The 24405-nt window shown below is 67.3% G+C and carries 22 protein-coding genes and 1 tRNA gene; 7 read left to right on the forward strand and 16 right to left on the reverse strand.

Going from position 1 to position 24405, the window contains the following annotated elements; genetic code table 11:
- Nucleotides 1–403: 403 nt before the first annotated feature.
- Complete coding sequence (locus tag AC5P67_RS20250; RefSeq protein WP_024958519.1) at nucleotides 404–2524, reverse strand: methyl-accepting chemotaxis protein; 2121 nt, start codon at nucleotides 2522–2524, stop codon at nucleotides 404–406.
- Nucleotides 2525–2706: 182 nt separating this feature from the next.
- Here AC5P67_RS20250 and AC5P67_RS20255 point away from each other — a divergent pair, with 182 nt between their 5' ends.
- Together AC5P67_RS20255 and AC5P67_RS20260 are read left to right on the forward strand one after the other, a co-directional pair.
- On the forward strand, nucleotides 2707–3162 hold the full coding sequence (locus tag AC5P67_RS20255) for an Rrf2 family transcriptional regulator (RefSeq protein ID WP_033833804.1): 456 nt from the start codon (nucleotides 2707–2709) through the stop codon (nucleotides 3160–3162).
- A complete protein-coding gene (locus AC5P67_RS20260) occupies nucleotides 3152–4057 on the forward strand; it encodes an NAD(P)/FAD-dependent oxidoreductase (RefSeq protein ID WP_012481581.1) in 906 nt (301 codons plus the stop codon). The genes AC5P67_RS20255 and AC5P67_RS20260 overlap by 11 nt, the downstream gene beginning before the upstream one ends.
- A gap of 95 nt (nucleotides 4058–4152) precedes the next feature.
- Here the strand turns inward: AC5P67_RS20260 and AC5P67_RS20265 are convergent, their stop codons facing one another.
- The 4 genes from AC5P67_RS20265 to AC5P67_RS20280 all read right to left on the reverse strand — a co-directional run bounded on the left by AC5P67_RS20265 (nucleotide 4153) and on the right by AC5P67_RS20280 (nucleotide 8591).
- The gene (locus AC5P67_RS20265) at nucleotides 4153–5373 is read right to left on the reverse strand and encodes an RtcB family protein (RefSeq protein ID WP_076739692.1); all 1221 of its coding nucleotides are present in this window, start codon (nucleotides 5371–5373) and stop codon (nucleotides 4153–4155) included.
- A 56-nt stretch (nucleotides 5374–5429) separates the two neighbouring features.
- On the reverse strand, nucleotides 5430–6554 hold the full coding sequence (locus AC5P67_RS20270) for a slipin family protein (protein WP_005411579.1): 1125 nt from the start codon (nucleotides 6552–6554) through the stop codon (nucleotides 5430–5432).
- Nucleotides 6555–6911: 357 nt separating this feature from the next.
- A tRNA-Thr gene (locus tag AC5P67_RS20275) sits at nucleotides 6912–6985 on the reverse strand.
- A gap of 649 nt (nucleotides 6986–7634) precedes the next feature.
- Complete coding sequence (locus AC5P67_RS20280; protein WP_012481579.1) at nucleotides 7635–8591, reverse strand: aldo/keto reductase; 957 nt, start codon at nucleotides 8589–8591, stop codon at nucleotides 7635–7637.
- A 169-nt stretch (nucleotides 8592–8760) separates the two neighbouring features.
- Here AC5P67_RS20280 and AC5P67_RS20285 point away from each other — a divergent pair, with 169 nt between their 5' ends.
- The 3 genes from AC5P67_RS20285 to AC5P67_RS20295 all read left to right on the forward strand — a co-directional run bounded on the left by AC5P67_RS20285 (nucleotide 8761) and on the right by AC5P67_RS20295 (nucleotide 10584).
- Nucleotides 8761–9618, forward strand: coding sequence for a class I SAM-dependent methyltransferase (locus AC5P67_RS20285; RefSeq protein ID WP_005411577.1), 858 nt, complete (start codon nucleotides 8761–8763; stop codon nucleotides 9616–9618).
- Between the two features lie 95 nt (nucleotides 9619–9713).
- On the forward strand, nucleotides 9714–9980 hold the full coding sequence (locus AC5P67_RS20290; protein ID WP_012481577.1) for a hypothetical protein: 267 nt from the start codon (nucleotides 9714–9716) through the stop codon (nucleotides 9978–9980).
- A gap of 64 nt (nucleotides 9981–10044) precedes the next feature.
- Entirely contained in the window at nucleotides 10045–10584 is a 540-nt protein-coding gene (locus AC5P67_RS20295; RefSeq protein WP_032966114.1) for a pseudouridine synthase, read from the forward strand.
- Between the two features lie 89 nt (nucleotides 10585–10673).
- Here AC5P67_RS20295 and AC5P67_RS20300 read toward each other — a convergent pair whose 3' ends face one another.
- Entirely contained in the window at nucleotides 10674–11048 is a 375-nt protein-coding gene (locus tag AC5P67_RS20300) for a hypothetical protein (RefSeq protein WP_005411574.1), read from the reverse strand.
- 211 nt (nucleotides 11049–11259) lie between these two features.
- The gene (hrpB, locus tag AC5P67_RS20305) at nucleotides 11260–13764 is read right to left on the reverse strand and encodes an ATP-dependent helicase HrpB (RefSeq protein ID WP_099473844.1); all 2505 of its coding nucleotides are present in this window, start codon (nucleotides 13762–13764) and stop codon (nucleotides 11260–11262) included.
- Nucleotides 13765–13831: 67 nt separating this feature from the next.
- Between hrpB and AC5P67_RS20310 the strand changes: the two genes are divergently transcribed.
- Nucleotides 13832–14629: a TatD family hydrolase gene (locus tag AC5P67_RS20310; protein WP_043034484.1), complete on the forward strand. Its 798-nt coding sequence runs from the start codon at nucleotides 13832–13834 to the stop codon at nucleotides 14627–14629.
- A gap of 55 nt (nucleotides 14630–14684) precedes the next feature.
- Here AC5P67_RS20310 and AC5P67_RS20315 read toward each other — a convergent pair whose 3' ends face one another.
- The 5 genes from AC5P67_RS20315 to AC5P67_RS20335 all read right to left on the reverse strand — a co-directional run bounded on the left by AC5P67_RS20315 (nucleotide 14685) and on the right by AC5P67_RS20335 (nucleotide 19638).
- Nucleotides 14685–15536 carry a Rossmann-fold NAD(P)-binding domain-containing protein gene (locus tag AC5P67_RS20315; RefSeq protein WP_180882446.1) on the reverse strand — a complete coding sequence of 284 codons (852 nt, stop codon included), beginning with the start codon at nucleotides 15534–15536 and terminating at the stop codon, nucleotides 14685–14687.
- A gap of 29 nt (nucleotides 15537–15565) precedes the next feature.
- Complete coding sequence (panE, locus tag AC5P67_RS20320; protein ID WP_111173880.1) at nucleotides 15566–16504, reverse strand: 2-dehydropantoate 2-reductase; 939 nt, start codon at nucleotides 16502–16504, stop codon at nucleotides 15566–15568.
- A gap of 297 nt (nucleotides 16505–16801) precedes the next feature.
- The gene (locus AC5P67_RS20325; protein WP_099473840.1) at nucleotides 16802–17569 is read right to left on the reverse strand and encodes a hypothetical protein; all 768 of its coding nucleotides are present in this window, start codon (nucleotides 17567–17569) and stop codon (nucleotides 16802–16804) included.
- 312 nt (nucleotides 17570–17881) lie between these two features.
- Nucleotides 17882–18673 carry an ABC transporter permease gene (locus tag AC5P67_RS20330; RefSeq protein WP_005411568.1) on the reverse strand — a complete coding sequence of 264 codons (792 nt, stop codon included), beginning with the start codon at nucleotides 18671–18673 and terminating at the stop codon, nucleotides 17882–17884.
- Nucleotides 18670–19638 carry an ABC transporter ATP-binding protein gene (locus tag AC5P67_RS20335; RefSeq protein ID WP_005411567.1) on the reverse strand — a complete coding sequence of 323 codons (969 nt, stop codon included), beginning with the start codon at nucleotides 19636–19638 and terminating at the stop codon, nucleotides 18670–18672. Before AC5P67_RS20335 ends, AC5P67_RS20330 begins: the two co-directional genes overlap by 4 nt.
- An 84-nt stretch (nucleotides 19639–19722) precedes the next feature.
- On the opposite strand from AC5P67_RS20335, the gene AC5P67_RS20340 reads away from it, so the two are divergent.
- A complete protein-coding gene (locus AC5P67_RS20340) occupies nucleotides 19723–20472 on the forward strand; it encodes a ferredoxin--NADP reductase (protein ID WP_024958208.1) in 750 nt (249 codons plus the stop codon).
- Nucleotides 20473–20585: 113 nt separating this feature from the next.
- On the opposite strand, the gene AC5P67_RS20345 is transcribed toward AC5P67_RS20340, so the two are convergent.
- The 4 genes from AC5P67_RS20345 to AC5P67_RS20360 form a co-directional block, all read right to left on the reverse strand.
- Nucleotides 20586–21755, reverse strand: a complete 1170-nt coding sequence (locus tag AC5P67_RS20345) for a lytic polysaccharide monooxygenase (protein WP_005411565.1) — start codon at nucleotides 21753–21755, stop codon at nucleotides 20586–20588.
- A gap of 178 nt (nucleotides 21756–21933) precedes the next feature.
- Complete coding sequence (locus AC5P67_RS20350) at nucleotides 21934–23106, reverse strand: lytic polysaccharide monooxygenase (RefSeq protein WP_012481568.1); 1173 nt, start codon at nucleotides 23104–23106, stop codon at nucleotides 21934–21936.
- Between the two features lie 190 nt (nucleotides 23107–23296).
- On the reverse strand, nucleotides 23297–23824 hold the full coding sequence (locus tag AC5P67_RS20355) for a DUF1203 domain-containing protein (protein WP_049403666.1): 528 nt from the start codon (nucleotides 23822–23824) through the stop codon (nucleotides 23297–23299).
- Nucleotides 23825–24029: 205 nt separating this feature from the next.
- Nucleotides 24030–24405 (reverse strand): transposase (locus AC5P67_RS20360; protein WP_495215154.1); only part of this gene is annotated, 376 nt, incomplete at its 5' end.

The raw sequence follows: 24405 nt of genomic DNA on the forward strand, positions 1-24405 counted from the left end.
CCAACGGTCGGGCGCTACCCATGTGGTGGTGGGGTCGCCGGCCAGCGGCCGGCACTACCGCAGGTTACGGTGGGTGCGGACCGTTGGTCCGCACGGCCCCTGCCATCGCCCGACCAACGGTCGGGCGCTACCCATGTGGTGGTGGGGTTGCCGGCCAGCGGTCGGCACCACCGCAGGTTACGGTGGGTGCGGACCGTTGGTCCGCACGGCCCCTGCCATCGCCCGACCAACGGTCGGGCGCTACCCATGTGGTGATGGGGTTGCCGGCCAGCGGCCGGCACTACCGCAGGTTACGGTGGGTGCGGACCGTTGGTCCGCACGGCCCCTGCCATCGCCCGACCAACGGTCGGGCGCTACCCATGTGGTGGCGGGGTTGCCAGCCGCTGGCCGGCAACCGGATCAATCAGGCCGCGCGCGCCAGCGCGTCCTTCGCTGCGGCGGTGGTCGACAGATCGAACACATCCACCGCGTCGATCAACCGGTTCGCCTGCTGCTCCAGGCTGCGCGCGGCGGCGCTGGCTTCCTCCACCAGCGCGGCATTCTGCTGGGTGGTGCCGTCCATCTGGATCACCGTCTGGCTGACCTGTTCGATGCCCGCGCTCTGCTCCTGCGAGGCGGCGGAGATCTCGGCCATGATGTCGGTGACGCGCTGCACCGACGCCACGATCTCGGCCATGGTGTCACCGGCCTCGCGCACGCGCCGTGCACCGTGGCCGACCTGTTCCACCGACGCTTCGATCAACGCCTTGATCTCCTTCGCGGCTGCCGCCGAACGCTGTGCCAGGGTGCGCACTTCGCTGGCAACCACCGCGAAGCCGCGGCCCTGCTCGCCGGCGCGTGCCGCTTCCACCGCGGCGTTCAGCGCCAGGATGTTGGTCTGGAAGGCGATGCCGTCGATCACGCTGATGATCTCGGCGATCTGCCGCGACGAGGTTTCGATCGCGCCCATCGTCGTCACCACCTGGCCGACCACGCTGCCGCCGTGAGAGGCAACGGTGTGCGCGCCGATCGCCAGCTGGTTGGCCTGGCGCGCATGCTCGGCGTTCTGGCGCACGGTGGAGGTCAGTTCCTCCATCGATGCCGCCGTCTCTTCCAGGTTGGCGGCCTGTTGTTCGGTACGGCGCGACAGATCGTTGTTGCCGGCGGCGATCTCCGCCGCCGCCGTGTGGATGTTGCCGGAGGCGTGCTTGATGTCGGTGACGATGGTTGCCAGCTGCGTAGCGGTGGTGTTCGCGTCGCCGGCGATACGCGCGAACACGCCCTGGAAATCACCGTGCATGCGCGCGCCGAGGCGGCCATCGGCAATCGCGCGCAGCATGCTGGAGACCTCGCCGAGGTTCAGTTCAGTGGTCTGCATCAATCGGTTCAAGCCGTCGACCATTGCGCGGAAATCATGCTCGAAGCGTGCGCTGTCGCCGCGCTGGCTGAAGTCACCGGCGGCGGCGGCTTCGGCCAGGCGGCGGATCTCGCCGTTGATCATGCCGAGATTGGCCTTGGCCGTATCCAACGCGTTGGTGATCACGGCCTTTTCGCCGGGCAGGCGTTCCATGTCCTGGCTGAGGTCACCGACGGCATAGCGGCCCATGATCGAGATCGCGCGCATCTTCACCTGGATGTGCGCGTCAACCAGCGTGTTGCAGTCGGCCACCATGGTGCCGAACGCGCCCGGGAACGCACTGGCATCCATGCGATGGCTGATGGTGCCGGCGTCATGCGCCTGCGCCATCGTCGCCTGTGCGTCCAGTACGCCGCGCAGCGTGGACTGCACCGCCTGCATCGCCTGCGCGAGGCGACCGATCTCGTCGCGGCTGCGCACCTGCACCACGTGCTGCAGATCACCGGCGGCCACGGCACGCGCAGCGGCTTCCACCGCCAGCACCGGCTGCACCACCGCGCGCCGCAGCCACCAGGCCAGGCCCATCAGCAGCAACACGGCGGCCAGCACGGTCAGCGCCGCGCACAGCAGCAGGGTCTGCCGCGCCTGCTGCGACCGCGCCGCTACGGTTGCTTCGGCCACCTGCGTGGCATGCGTGCTCAGCGCATCCAGTGCGGTCGCCACCGGGCGGTCCTTGCCACGCACCAGATTGTCGCCGGCGGCGGGATCGTAGCCGGCTTCCGCAAACGCCTGCAGGGCGGCGTGGTAGTCCTTCTGCAGCTGCGTGTGCAGGCCGATGAAGGACTGCGCCAGTTCGCGCGTGCGTATGTCCGGGCTGGCTACGAGGCCCCTGGCCAGCTGCTCGACCAGGCGGCCCTCGCTGTCAAAGGCGTCCAGATGGCGCTGGCGCAGCGCGTCGTCGTGGCCGCGCAGCAGCACGTTCTTCCATTCCTGCACCTGGCCGCGGAACTCGCGCTGCAGGCGTTCGGCGTCGCGGCTGTGCGCGACTTCGGGTGGAACCTCGGTGGACAGCTTCAACCAGGCGGAGGCCAGGCCCGCCAATGCGCACAGCAGGACCACGGCCAGACCAACGGAAACCGCGCCGAGCAGCTTGGACTGCAGGCGCGGAGCACGGACAGACGCTTTCATGGAAGGGACTCTCGGGAAGGGGCAATGCGGTATCGACCTGTCCCCACGCGTCTGAAGTGCGACGCTCATCACATTACCGTTTCGTTTAGCGATGTGAAGGGCATGTTTCATAGGACAAATGTGTCCATATGGAACGAAAGAAGACCCTCGACAGAGAATTTAAATGTAACTATTGTTGTTACATGAAATCCGCGAATCCACTGTCCGACGCCCTGCATGTGATGGCGCACCTGGTCGGCCATGCCGCCCCGCGCACGTCCGAGCAGCTGGCGTCCTGCCTGCCGACGCATCCAGTGGTGATCCGTCGCCTGCTGGCACAGCTGCACAAGGCCGGCCTGGTGCGCAGCACCCGCGGCCACGGCGGCGGCAGCCTGCTGGCACGCGACGCCGCGGCGATCACCCTGCATGACATCTACCTGGCGGTGGGCGCACCACCGCTGGTCCAGGTCGGCGCACGCGACTCCGGCGGTGGCTGCCCGATCCAGCAGCTGGTCAACAGCGCCCTGCTCGAGGGTGCACGCGAGGCGCAGCGCCTGCTCGAACAACGCTTGCAGGCGACCACCCTGGATCAGCTCGGCGCCGACTTCGCCCGCCATCTTGCCCATCACCGTTCCCTGGAAGGTCACCATGAATCCTGATGTGCTCATCGTCGGCGGCAGCTATGCCGGCATTGCCGCCGGCCTGATCCTGGCCCGTGCCCGTCGCCCGGTCACCGTCATCGACGCCGGTTCGCCGCGCAACCGTTTCGCCAGTCATTCGCACGGGGTGCTCGGGCTGGATGGCATCAGTGGCGCCGAGCTGCTGAAGACGGCGCGCCAGCAGCTGCTGGACTACCCCACGGTGCGTTGGGTGCATGCCGAAGCCGTTCAGGCCACCGCCAGCGCCGAAGGCGTGGAAGTGCGTACCGCCGATGGCCAGGTGCTGGCCGCGCGCAAGCTGCTGCTCGCCAGCGGCATCGCCGACCAGTTGCCGGCGTTGCCGGGCCTCGCCGAGCGCTGGGGCAGCACCGTGCTGCACTGCCCGTACTGTCATGGCTATGAAGTGGGTGGTGGTGCCATTGGCCTGCTTGGCGGTCATCCGATGTCCGCCAGCAAGGCGCCGCTGTTCGCGGACTGGGGCAATGTCACGTTCTTCAGCATGGGACTGGACATCACGGATGAGGAACGCGCTGCCATGCAGCAGCGCGGCGTGCAGATCGAGACGTCACCCGTGCTGGGCGTGCAGGGCGACCAGCCGACCTGGCTGGAAGTGGAGCTGGCCGACGGCCGCCGAATCGCCCAGCGTGCGTTGTTCGTGCCGGCCACCCAGGCGATGGCCACGCCATTGGTGCAGCAGCTGGGCTGCACGTTGGTCGAGAGCCCGCTGGGCGTGCTGATCGAGGTCGATGCGATGAAGCACACCTCGGTGCCGAACGTGTATGCCGCAGGCGATGCGACCACGGTGGGCAACATCACCCTGGCCATGGCCGAAGGCGTGCGCGCGGGCATCGGCGTGCACCATGCGCTGGTGGCCGAAGACAGCGTGCCGCGCTGAATGTGCCGGGGTCAGATCCCTTTCGCAGAAAGGGATCTGACCCCCGACGCGACGTGTTGCTCTGGTAGAGGCCGGCCTTGGTCGGCACCGCTCCATTACCCCTTCACGCACAGCACCTGCCGCAGCGTGTGCACCACGTCGACCAGGTCCAGCTGCGCGGCCATCACATCGTCGATCGACTTGTACGCGGCCGGTGACTCGTCCAGCACGCCACTGTCCTTGCGGCATTCCACGTGCGCGGTGGCCTCGCGGTGCTGGGCCAGCGTGATCTGCTGGCGCGCCGTGCCACGGCTCATCACCCGGCCGGCGCCGTGGCTGCAGCTGTGGAAGCTGTCCGCGTTGCCCTTGCCGCGCACGATATAGCTGCGCGTGCCCATGCTGCCGGGAATGATGCCCAGCTCGCCCTCACGCGCGCTGACCGCGCCCTTGCGCGTCACCAGCAGTTCCTGGCCGTTGTGCATCTCCTTCTGCACGTAGTTGTGGTGGCAGTTCACCGCCATCGCTGCCAGCTGGAACTTCGGCAGCCGGTGGCGCATCTCGGCCAGCACGCGCGACATCATCGCCTCGCGGTTCTGCCGGGCGTAGTCCTGCGCCCACGACACCGCTTCGACGTAGTCATCGAACAGCGGCTCGCCTTCCATGAAGAACGCCAGGTCCTTGTCCGGCAGGTGGAAGCCCAGCACGCGCCGGGCCAGTTCCTCGCGCGCCTTCTCGATGAAGTAGGTGCCGATCAGGTTGCCGGTACCGCGTGAGCCGCTGTGCAGCATCACCCACACCGTGTCCGTCTCGTCCAGGCACAGTTCGATGAAGTGATTGCCGCCGCCCAGCGTACCCAGCTGGCGGTCCAGCTTGTCGGTGCGGATGCGGCGGTGCTTATCCTTGATCTTCTCCAGGCCGGCGGCCAGCCCGGACTGCACCAGCCGGGTGTGGATGCTGTCGGGCATGCGGTGATGCTCGCCGCCGCGCCCGTTGCCCACCGGAATGCTGCGCTCGATGCTGTTGCGCAGCTGCCGCAGGTCATCGGGCAGGTCATCGGCGCGCAGCGTGGTACGCACCGCCGCCATGCCGCAGCCGATGTCGACGCCGACCGCGGCCGGGATGATCGCCCCGCGGGTCGGGATCACCGAGCCTACGGTCGCGCCCTTGCCCAGGTGCACGTCCGGCATCACGGCCACCCACGGCCCGACGAACGGGATCGCAGCGATGTTGCGCAGCTGCTCATGCGCCTGCGCTTCCAGCGGCACACCGTTGACCCAGCCCTTGATCGGCGTGGTGCCCTCGGCATGCAGCCATTGATAGTTCTGTTGAGTGTCCATGTCTTCCTTAATGTCATTGATGGGCCGGCGGCGCGTCCCTGCGCCACCGCTACCCCCTACCTGATCGTCACCAGCTGCTTCAGCACGCCATCCAGGCCGCCGAACACGGTGAGCGTGTCGATCTTCTCGGTGACCTTCTCCAGTGCCTCCAGCTCCTTCAAGCGCATCAGCACCGGGTTGTCCTCGATCAGCTTTGCGGTGTTGAGCTGCGAACGCGTGGCGTTGGCCTCCTCGCGGCGACGGATCACGCTGGCCTGGGCCTGCTTTTCGGCCAGCACCACGCCGTTGAGGATCTCCTTCATCTCGCCCGGCAGGATCACGTCCTTGATGCCGACGCCGAGCAAGCGCACGCCGTGGCCTTCGATCGCCGCCTGCACATGCGCAGCGATCTCGCCGTCCAGTGCCGCCTTGTCACCCAGCAGCTCGTCCAGGCTGCGCGCGGCAATTGCCTGGCGCAGGCCGAACTGCAGCTGCCGGTAGACGAACTCATCGGCATTGCTGAGCGTGCGGTGCGCACGCACCGGGTCGACCACCTGCACGGTCGCGGCCAGGTTCACCCGCAGGGTCACCTTGTCGCGGCTGAGCAGTTCCTGGCCGGACACGTCCAGTGAACGTGCACGCAGTTCCACACGCTCCACCGACACGTTGCCGTTGAAGTTCCAGAACGCGTGCAGGCCGGCGTCCAGCGTCTGCCGCAGCGTGCCATCGATGAACAGCAGGCCGACCGACTCGCTCGGCACCGTGCTGATCACCGCCACACGCGGCAGCACGCCCAATTGACCCAGCCGCTGCTGCACGTCGGCCGGAATGCGCGGCTCGTCACCCAACGCCATTACCTGCACCTGGGTATCGACCGAGCCGCGCCAGTACAGACGGCGGCTGCCCGGCGGCAGCACTTCATCGATGCGGCCGTTGCGCAGCAACAGGCCGACCTCGCTGGCGCCGACGTTGGCCAGCACGAAGTGCGTGTCCAGCTGTGCGCCCAGCGCTTCGATCAGGCTGTCCTGGTCGCTGCCAGTGTAGGCCGCGCCCTTCGATGCAGTGTGGATGTCCACGTGCGGCCGGCCGCCGAACGGCGACAGGCGGTGCACGCCCGGCAGCAGGATCTGCTGGAAACGACGGTTGCGATACACCAGGCCGCGCTCGCCGTCGCCGATCACGACCTTGATGGTCCAGAACATGGGAGTCTCTCCTTGTATGGCTCTGGTGGTTCGACCCGTTGCGGATGAATCGCCATGACCCGGGTCGATCCGGTCGTGGCGAGGCTGCCTGCACATCACGTGCAGGCAGCGGAAGAGGGCGGCCATCGGCGGACGGTCCGCGCGCGGAGCCTTCGATGCGCCGGCAGTGCTGCCATCGTCGTTCCCGGCAGGCAGCACCGGTGCGGAACGTGGCTGGCAGTGGCGGCGGGCCGGGGCCCGGCGTGAGGTCCGTTGCCTTCCACGTTCCTGCCCGAAGGCGATGTCGGTGGACGGCGACGATGGCCGCTGGGGCTTGCGCCCCGGGTGTTGCTTCAAGTCATGACGTGACAGGTCATGTGGTTTGGAGTGGGAATCGAACCCACGACAGACGGATTACGGATCCGTTGCTCTGACCAAGCTGAGCTATCCAGTTGGGGACCGCGCGGAATCGAACCGCGTACCGGCGAACCGGTGCCTGCCTCCAGCAGGCGATCCAGGCGATGGCATGTCCGCGACCTCCGGCATACGCCACGGCAACGCCGCGCGCACCAGCCCGTGGTTGAAACGGGACCGTTGGATAATCGAGGGTGCAGGCCACCGACATTATCGGCGAGCGATAATGTTCTGATGCGATGCAGATAATGTCCAGGCGCTGCCAGTCGCGCGAAGTAAATCCTTTGGCGGGGCGGGAAAAGCCTGGGTCAGTGAGCGGCGGGTCGCCGCGCGGGGTGCAGTTCTGGCATCGCGGGTCCTTGTGTCGACGCAAACGAAAACGCCCCCGGGACTTGCGTTCCGAGGGCGTCGTCAGGCCTCGGAGATCGGGGTGGCCGATCTCCGCAGGGCGGGTATCAGGCCGTTGTCAGCTGGTCTTCCTTGCCGAACGCGCGCGCCGGCCCGTCCATGCGCAGGCATGGCAGCAGTTTGGCGATGGCGACGGAATGCGCGTTCAAGGGAAGTTTCCAGTGGTTGTTGAAACGAGGTGCGCACGATAAACCACGATTTAGTCGTGCGCAACCATTTTGTGCAATTATTTTCTTGGGTATGCGTGCAATGCCGGCCAGCGGCCGGCACTACCGGCCCTCACGCTTCGGCGCTGGCGGCATCCAGCTGCGCGACATCCTGCACGCTCAGCGACACGTTGGCCGCCGCCAGCAGATCGTGCAGCTGCTCGACGCTGGTGGCGCTGACGATCGGCGCGGTGATCGACGGCCGTGCGATCTGCCACGCCAGTGCGATCTGCGCGGCACTGGCGTTGTGCTTGCTGGCCACGTCATCCAGTGCCTGCAGGATGCGCAGGCCACGCGGATTCAGATAGCGCTTCACCACGTTCTCGCCACGCGCCGGGCTCTTGGCCGCATCGGCCGGCGTGCGGTACTTGCCGCTGAGGAAGCCACTGGCCAGCGCGTAGTAGCCGATCACGCCGATCTGTTCGCGCTGCACCAGCGGTTCCAGTTCCTTTTCGTAGCCGGCGCGGTCATACAGGTTGTACTCCGGCTGCAGGGTTTCGTAACGCGGCAGCTTGTAGTCGGTGGACACCTTCAGCGCATCGGCCAGGCGCGTGGCGCTGTAGTTGGAAGCACCGATCGCACGCACCTTGCCAGCTTCGATCAACCGGCCGAAAGCAGCCAGGGTCGCTTCCAGCGGCGTCGACTCGTCATCCTCGTGGGCCTGGTACAGATCGATCACGTCGGTCTGCAGGCGGCGCAGCGAATCCTCGACCGCCGCATTGATGTTGTCCGGGGTCAGGCCGGGGCGTTCGGCCCACTTGGCCACCTTGGTCGCCAGCACCACCTTGTCGCGCTTGCCGCTGCGGGCAAACCACTTGCCGATCAGCGTCTCCGATTCGCCGCCGGCATTGCCCGGCACCCAGGCCGAATACACATCGGCGGTGTCGACCAGGTTGAAGCCGGCGTCGACGAAGGCATCGAGCAGGGCGAAGCTGGCCTTCTCATCGGCGCTCCAGCCGAACACGTTGCCACCGAAGGCGAGCGGACGTACATGCAGGCCGGAACGGCCCAGTTCGCGGGTTGCCGTCATGGGCACGGACTCCTTGGGGGAAGTGCTCCAGAATAAAACGCGTAGTGTGACCGTGCTGCGGCGGCGACCACAAAACAGTGTTCCGCGATACGCACGCAGCTAACGTTTTGTGAACACCTGGGACGCCGCGGCTGCTAGTCTCGCCGCATCTTCCGCTGGAGTCGCTCCGATGATGCCTGCTTCGTCCCTGCGTGGTTGCCGCCTGCTGCTTGCTTCGGCCCTGTTTGCCGCTGTTCCCGCGTTCGCCGCACCGGCCACGGTGGCGCCGGCGAAGATCCAGGTGTCGCCGGCCATCGACGCGGCGGTGAAGGCACCCACCCGTGATGCCAACAACGTCAAGCGCGACGGCTTCCGCCACCCGGCGCAGACGCTGTCGTTCTTCAAGGTGACGCCGGAAAAGACCGTCATCGAGATCACCCCCGGCAACGGCTGGTACTCGGAGATCCTGGCGCCCCTGCTGCACGACAAGGGCCACTACGTTGCTGCGGTGGTCGATCCGATGGCGGTGCCCGAAGGCCGCGGCCGTGACTACCAGCAGCGCAGCCGCGACAGCCTGGAAAAGAAGTACGCCGCTGCACCGGCACAGTTCGGCAAGACTGCCGTGGTCGCCTACGATCCGGCCAAGCCGGTGTTCGGCCCGGCCGGTTCAGCCGATGTGGTGCTGACCTTCCGCAACGTGCACAACTGGCGCAAGGCCGGCCAGGCGCAGGGCATGTTCCAGGGCTTCTTCAACGTGCTCAAGCCGGGCGGCGTGCTGGGCGTGGTCGAGCACCGCGCCAAGGCCGACGTGGCCGACGACGATGACACCGGCTATGTCGGCCAGCAGCAGGTGATCGCGATGGCCGAGGCCGCCGGCTTCAGGTTGGACGCGCGCAGCGAGGTCAACGCCAACCCGCGCGACACCAAGGACCACCCGAACGGCGTGTGGACGCTGCCGCCGACTAACCAGCACGACAAGGCCGACGAGGCGAAGTACCAGGCGATCGGCGAAAGCGACCGCATGACCCTGCGCTTCATCAAGCCGTAAAGCGGGGCGCCGGGCCGTGCTTGGTGAGCGCGCAGCGCGGTGTTGGGCGGAATGGGTAGCGGCCGGGCAATGCCCGGCGCTGCCACCAATGGAGTGTGCTGTTGAAGAAAGTGCTGTACTTCGCCTTCGCATTGATGGCGCTGCCGCGGTTGTACGACTTCGTGTTCCATGCGGGTCACGTGCATGATCTCGTGGCGGCGGCAGGTTTTGCGGTGCTGCTCGTGGGCTGCCTGTGGGACGAACGTGCGCGCAGGGCCTGCCCACCGGTAGCGCGGCTACGGTATCGCGCCAACGCTGCCGCCACGTGCGGCGCCGTGGTGGTGCTCGTTGCGCTGTTGATGGAAAGGAAGGTCTTCGGCTGAGTGGTGATCGCGGCGGCGATGCGGGAATGGGACAATGCCCCACCCGCCGACTGCCGTGCCCGCAATGCTGATCGCCTTCAACAAGCCCTTCAACGTGCTCTGCCAGTTCACCGACCGCAGCGTACCGCCGCGGCCGACGCTGGCCGGGTTCGGCCTGCCGCCGCGCGTGTATGCCGCCGGTCGCCTGGACCATGACAGCGAAGGCCTGCTGCTGCTGACGGATAACGGTACGCTGGCGCACAAGCTGACCGACCCCAGGCACAAGGCCGATAAGACCTACTGGGTGCAGGTGGAAGGCACGCCCAGCGATGAGCAGCTGCAAGGGCTGCGCGATGGGGTGGAGCTGAATGACGGGCCGACCTTGCCGGCGAAGATCGAGCGCCTCGATCCGGCGCCGTCGCTGTGGACACGCGATCCGCCGGTGCGCTTCCGCAAGACCGTGCCCGATGCCTGGCTGGCGATCACGATCCGCGAGGGCCGCAACCGCCAGGTGCGGCGGATGACCGCGGCAGTGAACCTGCCAACGCTGCGGCTGGTGCGGGTGGCAATGGGGCCCTACCGGCTGGACGACCTGCAGCCGGGGCAGTGGCGGCAGATCGGTTGAAACAGAAAGGCCGGATACCTCGCGGCATCCGGCCCTGACTCGGGGTCAGATCCCTTCCGCAGGAAGGGCTCTGACCCGGTCGGTCACACTCAGGCGTCGCTGCCGATATCGCTGTGCTCGTCCACCACGGTGTCGTTGCGGCGGTCGCGTGCGTTGATGCGCTGCGCCTGCCCATTCACCACGTGGCCATTGGCAGCCTTCTTCTTCTGCTGCTTGCGGTACAGCGCATAGCCGAGCAGGCCGACGCCGACGGCAGCCGCGGCAATGGTCACGGCCGGGTTGCGGCGGGCGAACTTGGTGGCGACCTTGCCGCCGGTCTTCACTGCGCCGAGGGCGGCGCCGGTCTTGATCCAGTCCGCGTTGCGCAGGCTGCCACCGGCGCTCTTCAGGCCATCGCCGGCGGTGTGGGCCAGCTCCAGGGCGCGCTCCAGAGCGCGGTCGGTGATTACGGTCAGCTTGCTCATGCGGGGGTCCTTTGCCTCGGGTCGAAGTCCAGTGTCGCGTGTTGCCCGTAAACGGTATGTCAGTCGGGGACGCAGGCGGTGTGACTTTAGCGTAGCCATTCAGGATCAGGCAGGGTGGGTCGGATCCCTTTCCGTTGGGAAACGGCTCTGACCCCAGCGCCACGCCTGGGGTCAGAGCCCATCGCGATGCAATGGGATCCGACCCCGCCCGTCAGGTTCCGCGCGGCTTGGCCCGGTGCGTGGCCGTCGCCGTCCACGGATCATCCGGCCATGGGTGGCGCGGGTAACGGCCCTTCATCTCCTTTTTCACTTCGGCGTAGGTGCTTTCCCAGAAGTTGCGCAGGTCCTGGGTGACCTGCAGCGGGCGGCCACCGGGGGAGAGCAGGTGCAGGGTCAGCGGCACGCGGCCATCGGCGATGCGCGGCGTGTCGGCCAGGCCGAACAGTTCCTGCAGCTTCACCGCCAGCACCGGCGGCAGCGGATCGCCGCTCTCGCTGTCCAGCGCATAGGTGATCGGCCGCTCCAGTCCGGACGGCACGGTGATGCGGGTCGGTGCGTGGCGTTCGACCAGCTGCCGTTGTGACCACTCCAGTGGCGATTTCAGCGCTTCGCCGAAGCTGGATTCGTCCAGCGCATCCAGTCGCGTCTTGCCGGCGAACGCGGGCTGCAGCCACTGCGCACGGTTGGCCAGCAGGGCGTCGTCGCTGCAGTCGGGCAGGCCAAGCTCGGGCATCCAGCGGCGCAGCGATTCCACCCGTGCCTGCCACTGGCGCAGGCCTTCGGTCCACGGCAGCGCCTGCAGGCCGAGCTCGGCCACCGCATCGGTCAGCGCCTGCGCGGCGTGCTGCGGATCGACCCGGCCGGCCGAGCGGCTGTCCAACACGATCCGGTCGAAACGGGTCTCGCGCAGGGCCACCAGGGCGCGGCGCTCGCTGTCCCAGCGCACCACGTCTTCGGTGACGAAGCGCTCCGGCCACGCCCTGCGCAGCTGGCCTTCGTCCACCGGTGCGGCACGCAGCAGCAGCGCATCGCGTGCCTCAAAGCGAAGCTCGCTGGCCACCAGCCACGGTTCGCCACGCAGGTCGCTCAGCTCGTGCAGGCGCGCGCTGCGCCCATTGGCCAGCAGGTAACGCAGTGGATCGCTGGGATGCTGGAAGCCGATCCGATCAGGGAAGGCGTGAGCGAGCAGGTCGCCCAGCTCATGGGCCTCGATGCTGGCCGGCGGCGTGGCTTCGCAGCGCAGGCGGCGACGCCACTGCTTGGCGGCGGCATCGATGGCGGCCAGCCCGCTGCGGTTGGCATCGCCCGGTGTGCGGCCATTGCGGAACGCGGCCAGTGCGCGCCAGCGGCTCGCCAGCGCGTCACCGCCCTGGCGCAGCGGATCGCGCGCTTCCAGCAGCGCGGCCAGATCGGCGGCCAGCGCCTGCGAACGTGTATCGGGCGCGGCCAGCAGCATCGCCGCCATCCGTGGGTGCGTACCCAGCGCCAGTACGCGGCGGCCGAGTGCGGTGATCGCACCACTGCTGGACAATGCGCCCAACCGCTGCAGCAGTTCGCGGGCGGCGCCCATCGGGCCGGCAGGTGGCGCATCGAGGAAGCGCAGGTCGCTGCTGCCCCAGGCGGCCAGTTCCAGTGCCAGTCCGGCCAGTTCCACCTGGTCGATCTCGGCGCGGCGCTGCGGCTCCAATCGCTGCGACTGCGGCCACAGCCGCCAGGCCACGCCTTCGGCCACGCGACCGGCGCGACCGGCGCGCTGGTCGGCCGACGCCTGGGCGATGGACACCACGTCCAGCCGGGTGAAGCCGCTGTTGGGGTCGTAGCGCGGTTCGCGTGCCTGGCCGCTGTCGATCACCACGCGCACGCCGGGCAGGGTCACCGACGACTCGGCCACGTTGGTGGCCAGCACCACGCGGCGGCGGCCATCGCTGGCGGCCTGCAGCACGCGCGCCTGCTGTTCCACCGGCAGCTCACCATGCAGGGCCAGTACTTCGACGCCGGCATCCAGCGATTCCTGCAGTCCAGCCTGCACCCGCGCGATCTCGCGCTGGCCGGGCAGGAACACCAGCAGGTCACCGGGGTGATCGGCCAGGGCCTGCTGCACCGCGCGGCGCACCTGCAGCTCCAGCGTCTCATCGCGGCGCGCCGGGAAATGGCTGACCGTCACCGGGTAGCTGCGGCCCTCGCTGCTCAGCCGCGGCGCATCGAGGAAGCGTGCCAGGCGCTCGCCATCCAGCGTGGCCGACATCACTACCAGTCGCAGGTCATCGCGCAGCTGCGCCTGCACGTCCAGCGCCAGCGCCAGGCCGAGGTCACCGCTGAGATGGCGCTCGTGGAATTCGTCGAACAGGATCGCACCGACTTCTTCCAGCATCGGGTCGTCCTGCAGCATGCGGGTCAGGATGCCTTCGGTGACGACTTCAATGCGGGTGCGTGCCGAGACCTTGTTCTCGAAGCGGATGCGGTAGCCGACCGTGCCGCCGACCTCTTCGCCCAGCTGCCGTGCCATGAACAGCGCGGCGCTGCGTGCGGCGACCCGGCGCGGCTCCAGCAGGATGATTTTCCGGCCTTGCAGCCATGGCGCTTCGAGCAGGGCCAGTGGTACCTGGGTGGTCTTGCCGGCGCCGGGCGGGGCTTCCAGCACCAGCCGTGGCTGCACGGCCAGGTGCTGCTGGATCTGCGGCAGCAGCGGGGAAATCGGGAAGAGCGGGGCATTCATGGGCAAAGGATAAGGGGCCATGGCGGCCGCAGGTACAATGCGCGGGCACTTTTCCCCCGCGATGACCATGCACCTGATCGATATCGGCGCCAACCTGACCCACGACTCCTTCGACCGCGACCGCGATGCCGTGCTGGACCGCGCACGGCAGGCCGGCGTGGTGCAGATGGTCATCACCGGTGCCAGCCGCGAGCACTCGCCGCTGGCCGTGCAGCTGGCGCAGCAGCACCCGGGCTTTCTGTATGCCACCGCCGGCGTGCACCCGCATCATGCGGTGGAGTACACCGAGGAATGTGATGCCGAGATGCGCGCGCTGCATGACCACCCGGAAGTGGTGGCGGTGGGTGAGTGCGGGCTGGACTACTTCCGTGACTTCTCGCCGCGCCCGGCGCAGCACCGTGCCTTCGAGCGCCAGTTGCAGCTGGCCGCGGACAATGGCAAGCCGCTGTTCCTGCACCAGCGCGACGCGCATGCCGATTTCATGGCACAGATGAAGAACTTCGAAGGTCGCATCGGCCCGGCGGTGGTGCATTGCTTCACCGGCGAACGCGACGAGCTGTTCGACTACCTGGACCAGGACTGGTACATCGGCATCACCGGCTGGCTGTGCGATGAGCGCCGTGGCGCGCACCTTCGCGAACTGGTGAAGAACATCCCGGCCAACCGCCTGATGATCGAGACCGATGCGCCCTACCTGCTGCCACGCACGCTGAAGCCGATGCCGAAGGACCGCCGCAACGAACCGATGTTCCTCTCGCATATCGTGGAAGAACTGGCACGTGACCGTGGCGAGGACGTTGCAGTGACGGCGGCCAATGCCACTGCCGCCACGCGTGCGTTCTTCCGCCTGCCCGACGCGGGTTGATGGGAGTGCCGGTCGCTGGCCGGCAATCAACCGTGGTGCCGGCCAGCGGCCGGCACTACCGGAGCAGGTCGCGCAGGCCCTCACGGTAGCTGGGGAAGCGCGGCTGCCACGCCAGCGCTTCACGCGTGCCACGACTGTCGATGCGCTTGTTGCTCTCGTAGAAGCGGCGTAGCGTCGGGCTGAGTGCAGGGTCGTCCCAGGCCACGGCAGGTGGCATCGCAAACCCGCCCAGCTTCGCGGCGAAGGCCAGCACATCCTGCGGTGGTGCCGGCTCGTCATCGCTGGGCAGGTATATCCCCTGCGCAACCGGTCGCTGCATCGCCGCGACGATCACTGCCGCAAGATCCTCTACGTGCAGGCGGTTGAACGCCAGGCCCGGCCGAACCACATGGCGGGCACGGCCCTGTGACAGCTGCAGCAACGCATTGCGCCCCGGCCCGTACAGGCCGGGCAGGCGGAACACCGCCGAAGCGATGCCACGTACCTCTGCAAGCGCACGCCATTGCGCTTCGGCACGCAGGCGCTGCACGCCGGCTGCTTCGGTGGCATCGGCTGCGCTGTGCTCGTCAACCCAGCCGCCGGCCCGATCGGCATACACCGACGTGGACGACAGATAGCCCACCCAGCGCAGTGCCGGGCTGGCCCGCAGAGCCGGCAGCAGCAGGCGCAGTGCCGGGTCGCCCGCGGCATCTGGCGGCACGCTGCACAGCACGGCCTCGGCCTGCGCGACCTCATCGAGCAGGGCGGGCGACGGTGGGGAGTCAGCGTGCAGCTGATGCCGCAGCAGGCCATCGTCCGGCGCCGACGAGGGGCTACGCACCGTGCCGACGACGTGCACGCCCCGCGCCTGCAGATGCGGGGCCAGCACGCATCCGCTCCAGCCCATACCGAGGATCAGCACCCGCATAGGCAGCGCGCCGGCCTGCAACGGGAGGCTCACGCGCCGCGCAGTGCCTGGTAGGCCTGCAGGCTGCTGTAGGCGACCTGCAGCAGCAGGGCTTCCTGATCGGCCTTGCGTGCACGCGCCAGCATGTCGCCGACGATCTGTTCGGCCTCTACCTGCTGGCCTGCTTCCAGATCCCGCAGCATCGACGCCTTCAATGCAGAGCCGGCCTGGGTGAGGGTGCCGCGCGCGGTGTCCTGCGCGGCATCGGGAATCGGCTCACCGGCAGCTTCGGCCACGGCCAGGCATTCGTCGTACAGGCCGCGCACGATCGCCTCGCCATCATCGGTGGCGACGATGGTGCCGATATCCGCGCGAAGCAGGCAGGTAGCAGCGGCCAGCGCGGTCAGGAAGGTGTACTTGATCCACTGTTCCTGGCCGATGTGTTCGCTCGCCAGGTGATCAAGATGGGCCTGCGCGCAGGCAGCGGCGAAGGCACGCACGCGTGCGGACGCCGCGCCGCCATCGCGCTCGCCGAAGGTGAGCTTGGCCGGCTTGCCCAGGTGCAGCACCGCACCGTCGGGGGCCTTGGTGGCGCTGATGAAGCACAGGCCGCCGAGCACGGCGTCGCGGCCGAAGCGCAGGTCCAGCGCGTTGTAGTGGTGCAGGCCGTTGAGGATCGGCAGCACGGTGGTGTTCGCGCCCACGGCTGGAGCAATGGCGTCGATCGAGCTGTCGAGGTCGTAGGCCTTGCAGCTGAGGATGACCAGATCGAACGGCTTCTGCGCGGCCAATGCGGGCAGCGCATCGGCGGTGACGTGCTGCACCGGGAAGCTGGCATCGCCGAGCGGGCTGCGGATGACCAGGCCATCGCGGTCCAGCTGTGCGGCGCGCGCGGGGCGCACGAGGAAGGTCACGTCCACGCCGGTCTGGGCCAGGCGACCACCGAAGTAACCGCCGGTACCGCCGGCGCCGAGGATCAGGATGCGCATTGCACGTTCACCGCTTTCTGGAGAATCAGATCTGCGATTGTGCCGGAGATTGCGGCCAACGGCGGAGCCCCTCGTGGTGGTTCGCGCAGTTGGTTTCATTAGCTGAGTCGTGTGCGATGGGTTCGCGGGGGACGCCGTGAACCCATCCTTGGGGGCTTAGCCGCGCCATCCATGGCGCGGATACCCCCGCGAGCCCATCGCACACGACCCCTGACAGTTTCCGGGTGCGGCCACCACGGAAAACAGATCAGGAGCGGAAGCGGGTCGCTCGCTGCGCTCGCTCGTGTAGAGCGGTGCTCAGGGCAGTTGTTCGCTGAAGTCTTCGGTGTAGCCCAACAGCAGTGTGGTGCGGGTGGCCAGGGTTGCAGCCAGTTTTGACCACGTGTCATGCGTTCCGGCCGCGTAGACGCGCTGCAGGTCCGCGACCAACGCATTTGCCTGTGCAGGCGACGGCGCGCTGTCGCGCTGGAAGCCGAGCCACGATGCGCCAAGCCCGAACAGGCGGTAGCCATGGTGCTCCTGCAGGTGCCGGATCAGGGCGTGATTCTGGAAGATGTCCCAGTCCGCGCTGAAGTAACCGTTGGGCAGGGCGGCGATCAGCAGGTCATCGCGGTCCACCGGCACCTGTTGCACGCAGACCACCTCGTCGACGATGAGGTCCGGCGTTGCATTGGCGGCGACCAGCGCCTCGATGTCCTCGTTGCTGCACATCAGCGTGCCCGCCAGCGCGCTCCATTCCAGCCGATGAGAGGAATGCTCGAGCTGCGCGACCACATGCGCCAGCAAACGCTCGCGTGCCGCCAATGCACCTTCGGGGGTTTCCGGATCTTCGTCCTCGTACAGCGCGATGCGCGCGTCGTCGGACGCATGCATGCTGGTGTAGCGGCATTGGCCGACATCATCGAGCGTGCACAGGTAGCGATACCGGGGATCAGCCGCGTGCCGCGAGGCCAGGTATTCCAGCACCTCATCCAGCGTGGGTGAATCGCCCAGCAACGCATGGCTGAAGGCATCGATGGGGCCGTCCGACACGGCCTTGTCCAATGGAATGGAAGTGATCTTCATCGCCACAGCCTAGCCGCAATCCCGAACGAAAAGAGCCGAGCATCGGCTTGGAACGCTTCATCCACGCATGGCGTGGATCCATCGTGTCGACCAAGGTCGACACCCACCAACAGCAGCGGCAATCTGTCGAAGGCGGGGTGGGTCCGGTTGCGGGGGTGTCCGCGGCATGGATGCCGCGGCCAAGCCCCCAGGATGGGTTTACGGCGTCCCCCGCAACCGGACCCAGCCCGCCATCCCCCGGCTAGTCAGCTTTTGCCGTTGAAGTTGACGTTGATTCAGCGGGTGCAGGGCCGCAGGCCCTGCAGGCAAAACTCAGCTGCGCATGCCCACGCCGCGACGCAGCAGCCACAGCGCCAACGCCGTCAGCACCACCACGAAACCGATCATCAGGCCGTAGGCCACCGGCAGCGGTACATCGCTGCTGCCCAGCAGGCCATAGCGGAACGCGTTGACCATGTAGAAGATCGGGTTGGCGTGCGTGGCCGCTTCGGCCCAGCCCGGCAGCAGCTTCACCGAATAGAACACGCCACCCAGGTAGGTCAGCGGGGTCAGGATGAAGGTCGGCACGATCGCCACGTCATCGAACTTCTTCGCATACACCGCGTTGATGAAGCCGGCCAGCGAGAAGATCGTCGCGCCCAGGATCACCGTGGTCAGCATCACCAGCGGGTGCGGGATGCGCACCGGGGTGAAGAACATCGCGATGATCAGCACGATCACGCCCACCATCAGGCCGCGCAGCACGGCGCCGGCCACGTAGCCCCACAGGATCACCCAGTTCGGCATCGGGCTGACCAGCAGTTCTTCCACGTGGCGGCCGAACTTGGCGCCAAAGAACGAGGAACTGATGTTGCCGTAGCTGTTCTGGATCACGCTCATCATCACCAGGCCCGGCACGATGAACTGCATGTAGGTGTAGCCCCCCATGTCACCCACGCGCGACCCGATCAGGTTGCCGAAGATCAGGAAGTACAGGGTCATGGTGATCGCCGGTGGCACCAGGGTCTGGCCCCAGATGCGCATGATGCGGGCGACTTCGCGGCGCACGATGGTCATCAGCGCGATGCGGTTGCGCTGGCCGTCGGTCAGCTCGGTGGTGCTCATGCAGGCTTCTCCAGGTTGCCGGTGAGGCGCACGAACAGCTCCTCCAGGCGGTTGCTCTTGGTACGCATCGAACGCACGCGGATACCGGCCTCGTTGAGCGTGGCGAACACGCGGTTGAGGTCCATTGCGCGCGGCATGTCGATGTCCAGCGTGTGCGGGTCCGGCGCGGTCAGCGTCGCACCTTCGATCACCGGCAGCTGTGCCGGCAGGTCACCGTCGATGTCCAGCAGGAAGCCCTCCACGTCCAGCTTGGCCAGCAGGGTGCGCATCGGCCCCTGCTCGACGATCTGGCCATGGTTGATGATCGCCAGGTGGCGGCACAGGTACTCGGCTTCTTCCAGGTAGTGCGTGGTAAGGATGATCGTGGTGCCTGCGGCATTGATCTCCTTCAGCACGCGCCACATGTCGCGGCGGATCTCGATGTCCACGCCGGCGGTCGGCTCGTCCAGGATCAGCAGGCGCGGGCGGGTCATCATCGCGCGGGCGATCATCAGCCGGCGCTTCATGCCGCCGGACAGCGTGCGGCTCATCACCTGCGCCTTTTCCCACAGGTGGGCGCGCTTCAGTTCCTCTTCGGCGCGCTGCTCGGCTTCCTCGCGCGGTACGCCATAGAAGCCAGCGTAGTTCACCAGGATGTCGAACGGCTTCTCGAACAGGTTGAAGTTGATTTCCTGAGGCACCAGCCCGATCAGGCGCATGGTGGCACTGCGGTTGCGCACCAGGTCGCTGCCGAACACTTCCACCTGGCCCTCGCTGAGGTTGACCAGGGAGCTGATGATGCCGATCAGGGTCGACTTGCCGGCGCCATTGGGGCCGAGCAGGGCGAAGAAGTCGCCCGGGGCCACTTCCAGGGAAACCCCCTTCAGGGCCTGGGTGCCGTTGTCGTAGGTCTTGCGCAGGTCGCGCACGCGCAGGGCGGGCGCCGTATCGTTCTGGGATGCCAAGCTCGAAGCCTTCGCGCCCATGGGCTGGCGCTGGAGAGGGGCGGGGAGGGGCTATTATAGAAGACCCCGAGGGCTTGCCCCGGCTACACACTGTCCCGAAAAGTCGTGCCTGTTCAATTCCCCCTCAAGCTGGTCGGCTGCCGCATGCTGGCCCCGACCGTCGGCCACTACCAGTTCGTGCGTGACGATGGGCAGCCGCTGGATTTCCAGCCCGGCCAGTTCATCCAGGTCCATTTCAGCTACGCCGACGGCACCGAAACCAAGCGCAGCTACTCGCTGGCGACCATCCACGACCACGCGCTGGGCCCAGGCGAGGCGGTGGATATCGCCGTCAGTTTCGTGCCCGGTGGCGCCGCCACGGCCCTGTTCGAGGCACTGGAGCAGGGCGGCCAGATCAGTGCGTCCGGCCCCTATGGCCGGTTCTGCCTGAATCCCGGTGACCACAACGCCCGTTACCTGCTGATCGCCACCGGTACCGGCGTTACCCCGTACCGCTCGATGCTGCCGCTGCTGGAAAAGGCCATGGCCGAACGCGGTGTGCAGATCGTGCTGTTGCAGGGCGCGCGCAGCCCGGGCGAACTGCTGTACAGCGAAGATTTTTACAGCTTCGCCGAAAAGCACCCGAACTTCCGTTATGTTCCGTGCCTGTCGCGTGAACTCCCGGCTGATCCGCACCCGGACGTACAGCACGGCTATGTGCAGCAGGCGCTGGCCGGCTTCACGCCGGACCCGGCCACCGACATCGCCTACCTGTGCGGCAACCCGGACATGGTCGATGCCTGTGCCGAGCTGCTGAAGGCCGCCGGCCTGGGCAACCCGCAGATCCGCCGCGAGAAGTACGTCAGCAGCAAGTAAGTCAGGGTAGTGCCGGCCGCTGGCCGGCAGCCCCACGAACCCTGGTAGTGCCGGCCGCTGGCCGGCAACTCCAAGAACCGGAGGCGGCGCCACGCCGCCCCCGGTGCCCTGCCTCAGTACGCGACCCAGGCATCGCGCCAGGCGAAACCGGTGCCCGGGCGATAGGCATCGGCGTTGATGTTGCACCACGCACCCTCCGGGAACGGCCGGCAGGCGTAGAGCTTGCCGTCGGTGCCCTTGACCACGGTTTCGCCCGGCGTGTAGCTGCCGATACCGGCCGGATACACGAAGTCGTAGTCGTCACCCGGCGGCGGATCGACCGGATCGACCGGGCCCGGCAGGCGGGTATCGATCTGGAACAGGTTGCCCGGCTTCAGGTAGACGCGGTTCTCGGTGGCCGAGGCGACCGGCGTGATCACGCCGTTCCTCATCACGCCCACACGCGCCTGCTGTGCACTGGCGTTGACCTTGCGGGCCAGCGCCAGCGGCCACTGGTTCGCAGCGGTCTGGCCTGCGGCCAGGGTGATCTCCGGACGCTCCAGATCATTGCCCTGGGCGTTGAACACGCGCAGCGTCAGGGTGGTGCCTTCTTCCAACGCACCGCGGGCGGTGACCGGGCCGGCGTCCTGCCACTGCGGCGGCGGTTCAACGCCACCACCGCCTTCGAAGCGCACGTCCGCGCAGGTATAGAACGCTTCACCGGAATCCGAGCGTTGCCAGGTGTTGTAGATGATGTGCTGGCCGCTGCGCTTGGGCAGCGGGCAATCCAGCTTGTAGACGTCGCCGGAGACCGGCACGTTGCCCAGCGTGCAGAATTCCTGCAGGTCGGCCCAGCGCAGCGGGCTGCCCGGCTGCCAGCCGTCGCGGGTGACGTAGAACTTCCACTCGCGGGTAGCATGCGGGGCCGGTGCCTTGAACTCGAAGGTGTAGCGCCCGCGCGAATCGGCGCGGATCGGCGAGGTCGGCCAGTCACTGCGGTTCAGATCGAGGCCGCGGTACTTGCTGTTGCCGCCGCTGCACAACTCGCCATCTGGAACCACCGCTTGATGGTTGCCGTTGGCGTTGGCCTGGTTGACACCGGCCCAGTCGTAGAACGGCTGGGCGCCGCCGATGGCCTTGGCGGCGGCGCAGGCCGGGTTGGTCGGATTCTCCGGATTGCCCTCGTGGCACTGCTTCACGCGGCTGAGCGGCTTGGACAGGGTGCCGTGGGCGAAGGCGTTGCCGGACAGTGCCAGGCCGACAACGGCGGACAGTGCGAGGACGGCCCGATGGGACAGGTGCATGCAGGAACTCCTTTGCGAAGTGTTGGAAACCTCGCGGAGTCTTCCCATGTAGCCGCCATATGCCCATCAGACAAGTTTGAAAGGCTGCTGCGTTCCTCTGTTTCTGCAACGCGCGCCCCACTGCGCGGCAGGGGAGCCAGGAGGCGGTGTGATGTGCACCGCCTCCCACATCACTGCGTCAGTACGCGATCCACGCATCGCGCCAGGCCGCGCCCACGCCCGGCCGGTAGGCCTCGGCATTGACGTTGCACCATGCACCCTCCGGGAACGGGCGGCAGGCATACAGCTTGCCGTCGCTGCTCTTCACCACGGTCTGGCCCGGCACATAGCTGCCGATGCCCGCGGGGTACACGTGGTCGAAATCACCACCCGGCGATGGCGTACCCGGGTCCGGCACCTGGGTATCGAGCTGGAAGCGGTTGCCGTCCTTCAGGTACACGCGATTGTCGGTGGCCGACGCCGACGGCGTGATCACGCCATTGGCAAGCACGCCCACGCGCGCATGCCGGGCACTGGCATTGACCTTGCGGGCCAGCGCCAAGGGCCATTGCGCGGCCGAGGTCTGGCCGCCGGCCAGCGTCGCTTCCACACGTTCGACATCGTTGCCGCTGGCATTGAACACGCGCAGTGCCAGCGTCGTACCGACCGGCAATTCACCGCGGGCGGTGACCGGGCCGGCATCCTGCCATTGCGGTGCCGGCGCCGTACCACCGCCGCCGCCTTCAAAGCGTACGTCCATGCAGGTGTAGAACGCTTCGGTCGAATCCGAGCGCTGCCACGTGTTGTAGATCACATGCTGGCCGGTGCGCTGCGGCAGCGTGCACTGCAGCTTGTAGGTGCCATCGGCAGAGAGCGGTGTATTGCCCAGCGTGCAGAACTCCTGCAGGTCGGCCCAACGCAACGGGCTGCCCGGTTGCCAGCCGTCGCGGGTGACGAAGAAGCGCCAGTCGCGCGTGGCGTGCGGCGCGGTTGCCCTGAACACGAAGGTGAACTTGCCATTGGCATCGGCGTGGATCGGCGTGGTCTGCCAGTCACTGCGGTTCACGTCCAGGCCGCGGAAGGTGGCATTGTTGCCGCTGCACAGCTTGCCGTCGGGCACCACCGCCTGATGGTTGCCGTTGGCGTTGGCCTGGTTGATGCCGTTCCAGTCGTAGAACGCCTGCGATCCGCCCACCGCTTTCGCGGCAGCGCAGGCCGGGTTGGTCGGGTTCTCCGGATTGCCCTGGAAACAGGCATAGACGCGGCTGACCGGCGTGGTCATGGTGCCGTGGGCGAACGCGTTGCCGGCCAGGCACAGGCCTGCAGCGGCGAACGAGGTGGCCAGCAGCAGCGGTGTGGATCGGAATGACATGGCGCTTCCTTGTGGTCGTCGAAAGAGAGCGGTGACCGCAGAGTTGCGCTGCGCGGCGGACTTTCGGCGGCACCATCGCGAGTATCGAGTTGCGGTGCCGGGTGCGGAACCATGGAAATGCTGATCCGTGACTGTGGGTGTGAAGCCCTTCCCGCGGGCTTCACGTGGGCCTGAACGGATGCGCTGGCGATCACGTGTCCGGCGTGGCAACGATCACGTCGTGGAGATCCGGCCATGTCGGTGTCATGCCGACGCGATCCGCCTGGCACGAGAAGCAGCCGTGGGCCGCGTTGTGCAGCTGCACGAAGGCCACGGCAGGGTCGGCAAACAGCGCGTCCAGCCGAGCGCCGACATCCGTGCCTGCGCTGATCTCGGCGGCCAGCATCAATGCAGCCTGGTCATAGGCGCGCAACGAGATCATCCGGCGCTGCACATACGGGGGCACCTCGCCTGGCGGCAGCACGCAACGGGTCACGCCACGCTGTACGAAGATCGGGCCCGAGGCGTGATAGGGCGAGTGCAGGGGCAGGTGCACGTGGGACAACAGCAGCAGCTCGCTGCCACCGGGCGGATCGCTCAGGCTGATCCGGCAGGGGTGTCCTCCTGATTCGCCGGCCCAGCGACGCCGGATGCCCAGCGCAGCCAGCGCGGTGTCGCTCTTTTCGAACAGGTGCAGGAACGGGCGGTGGTCGATGCCACCGAGGTACCACGCATGCATGGGCGTCTCCTTGGTTTCCCACGGATTCTGCGCAGGCACCGGCCGCCGTGCTCGCCGTTTTCAGACCCCGCATCTCCATCGGGCCAGGCAGCGCCGCGGGGAACGCAGCACAAGGCGCCAAGATGCGCGCGCCACCCCGGCCGATGAGCGCCGCATGTCGCTGGATGTCCCCACCCTTGAAGTGACCCCCGAGACTTGGACGGGGTCAGGCGGCCGATTGGGCCCGCTCCCGGTACTCTACCGGGCTCAGACCTTTCAGTTTCAGTTTGATGCGCTCCTGGTTGTAGTACTGGATGTATTCCACCAGCCCAGCCTCCAAACTCTCGATGTTGTCAAAGCTGTTCAGGTAGAAGAACTCCGACTTCAGCGTCCCGAAGAAGCTCTCCATCGCCGCATTGTCCAGGCAGTTGCCACGCCGGGACATGCTTTGTTTCAACGAATGTTTTTCCAGCATGTGCCGGTAGTTTTCATGCTGGTACTGCCAGCCCTGGTCGGAGTGGATCATGGGGCGCTCATCCGGCGAAAGCTTCTTGATGGCCTCCTCCAGCATCTGACCTACCAGATCGAACACGGGCTGGCGC

The organism is Stenotrophomonas sp. YJH_SMC_21 (genome assembly GCF_059369555.1).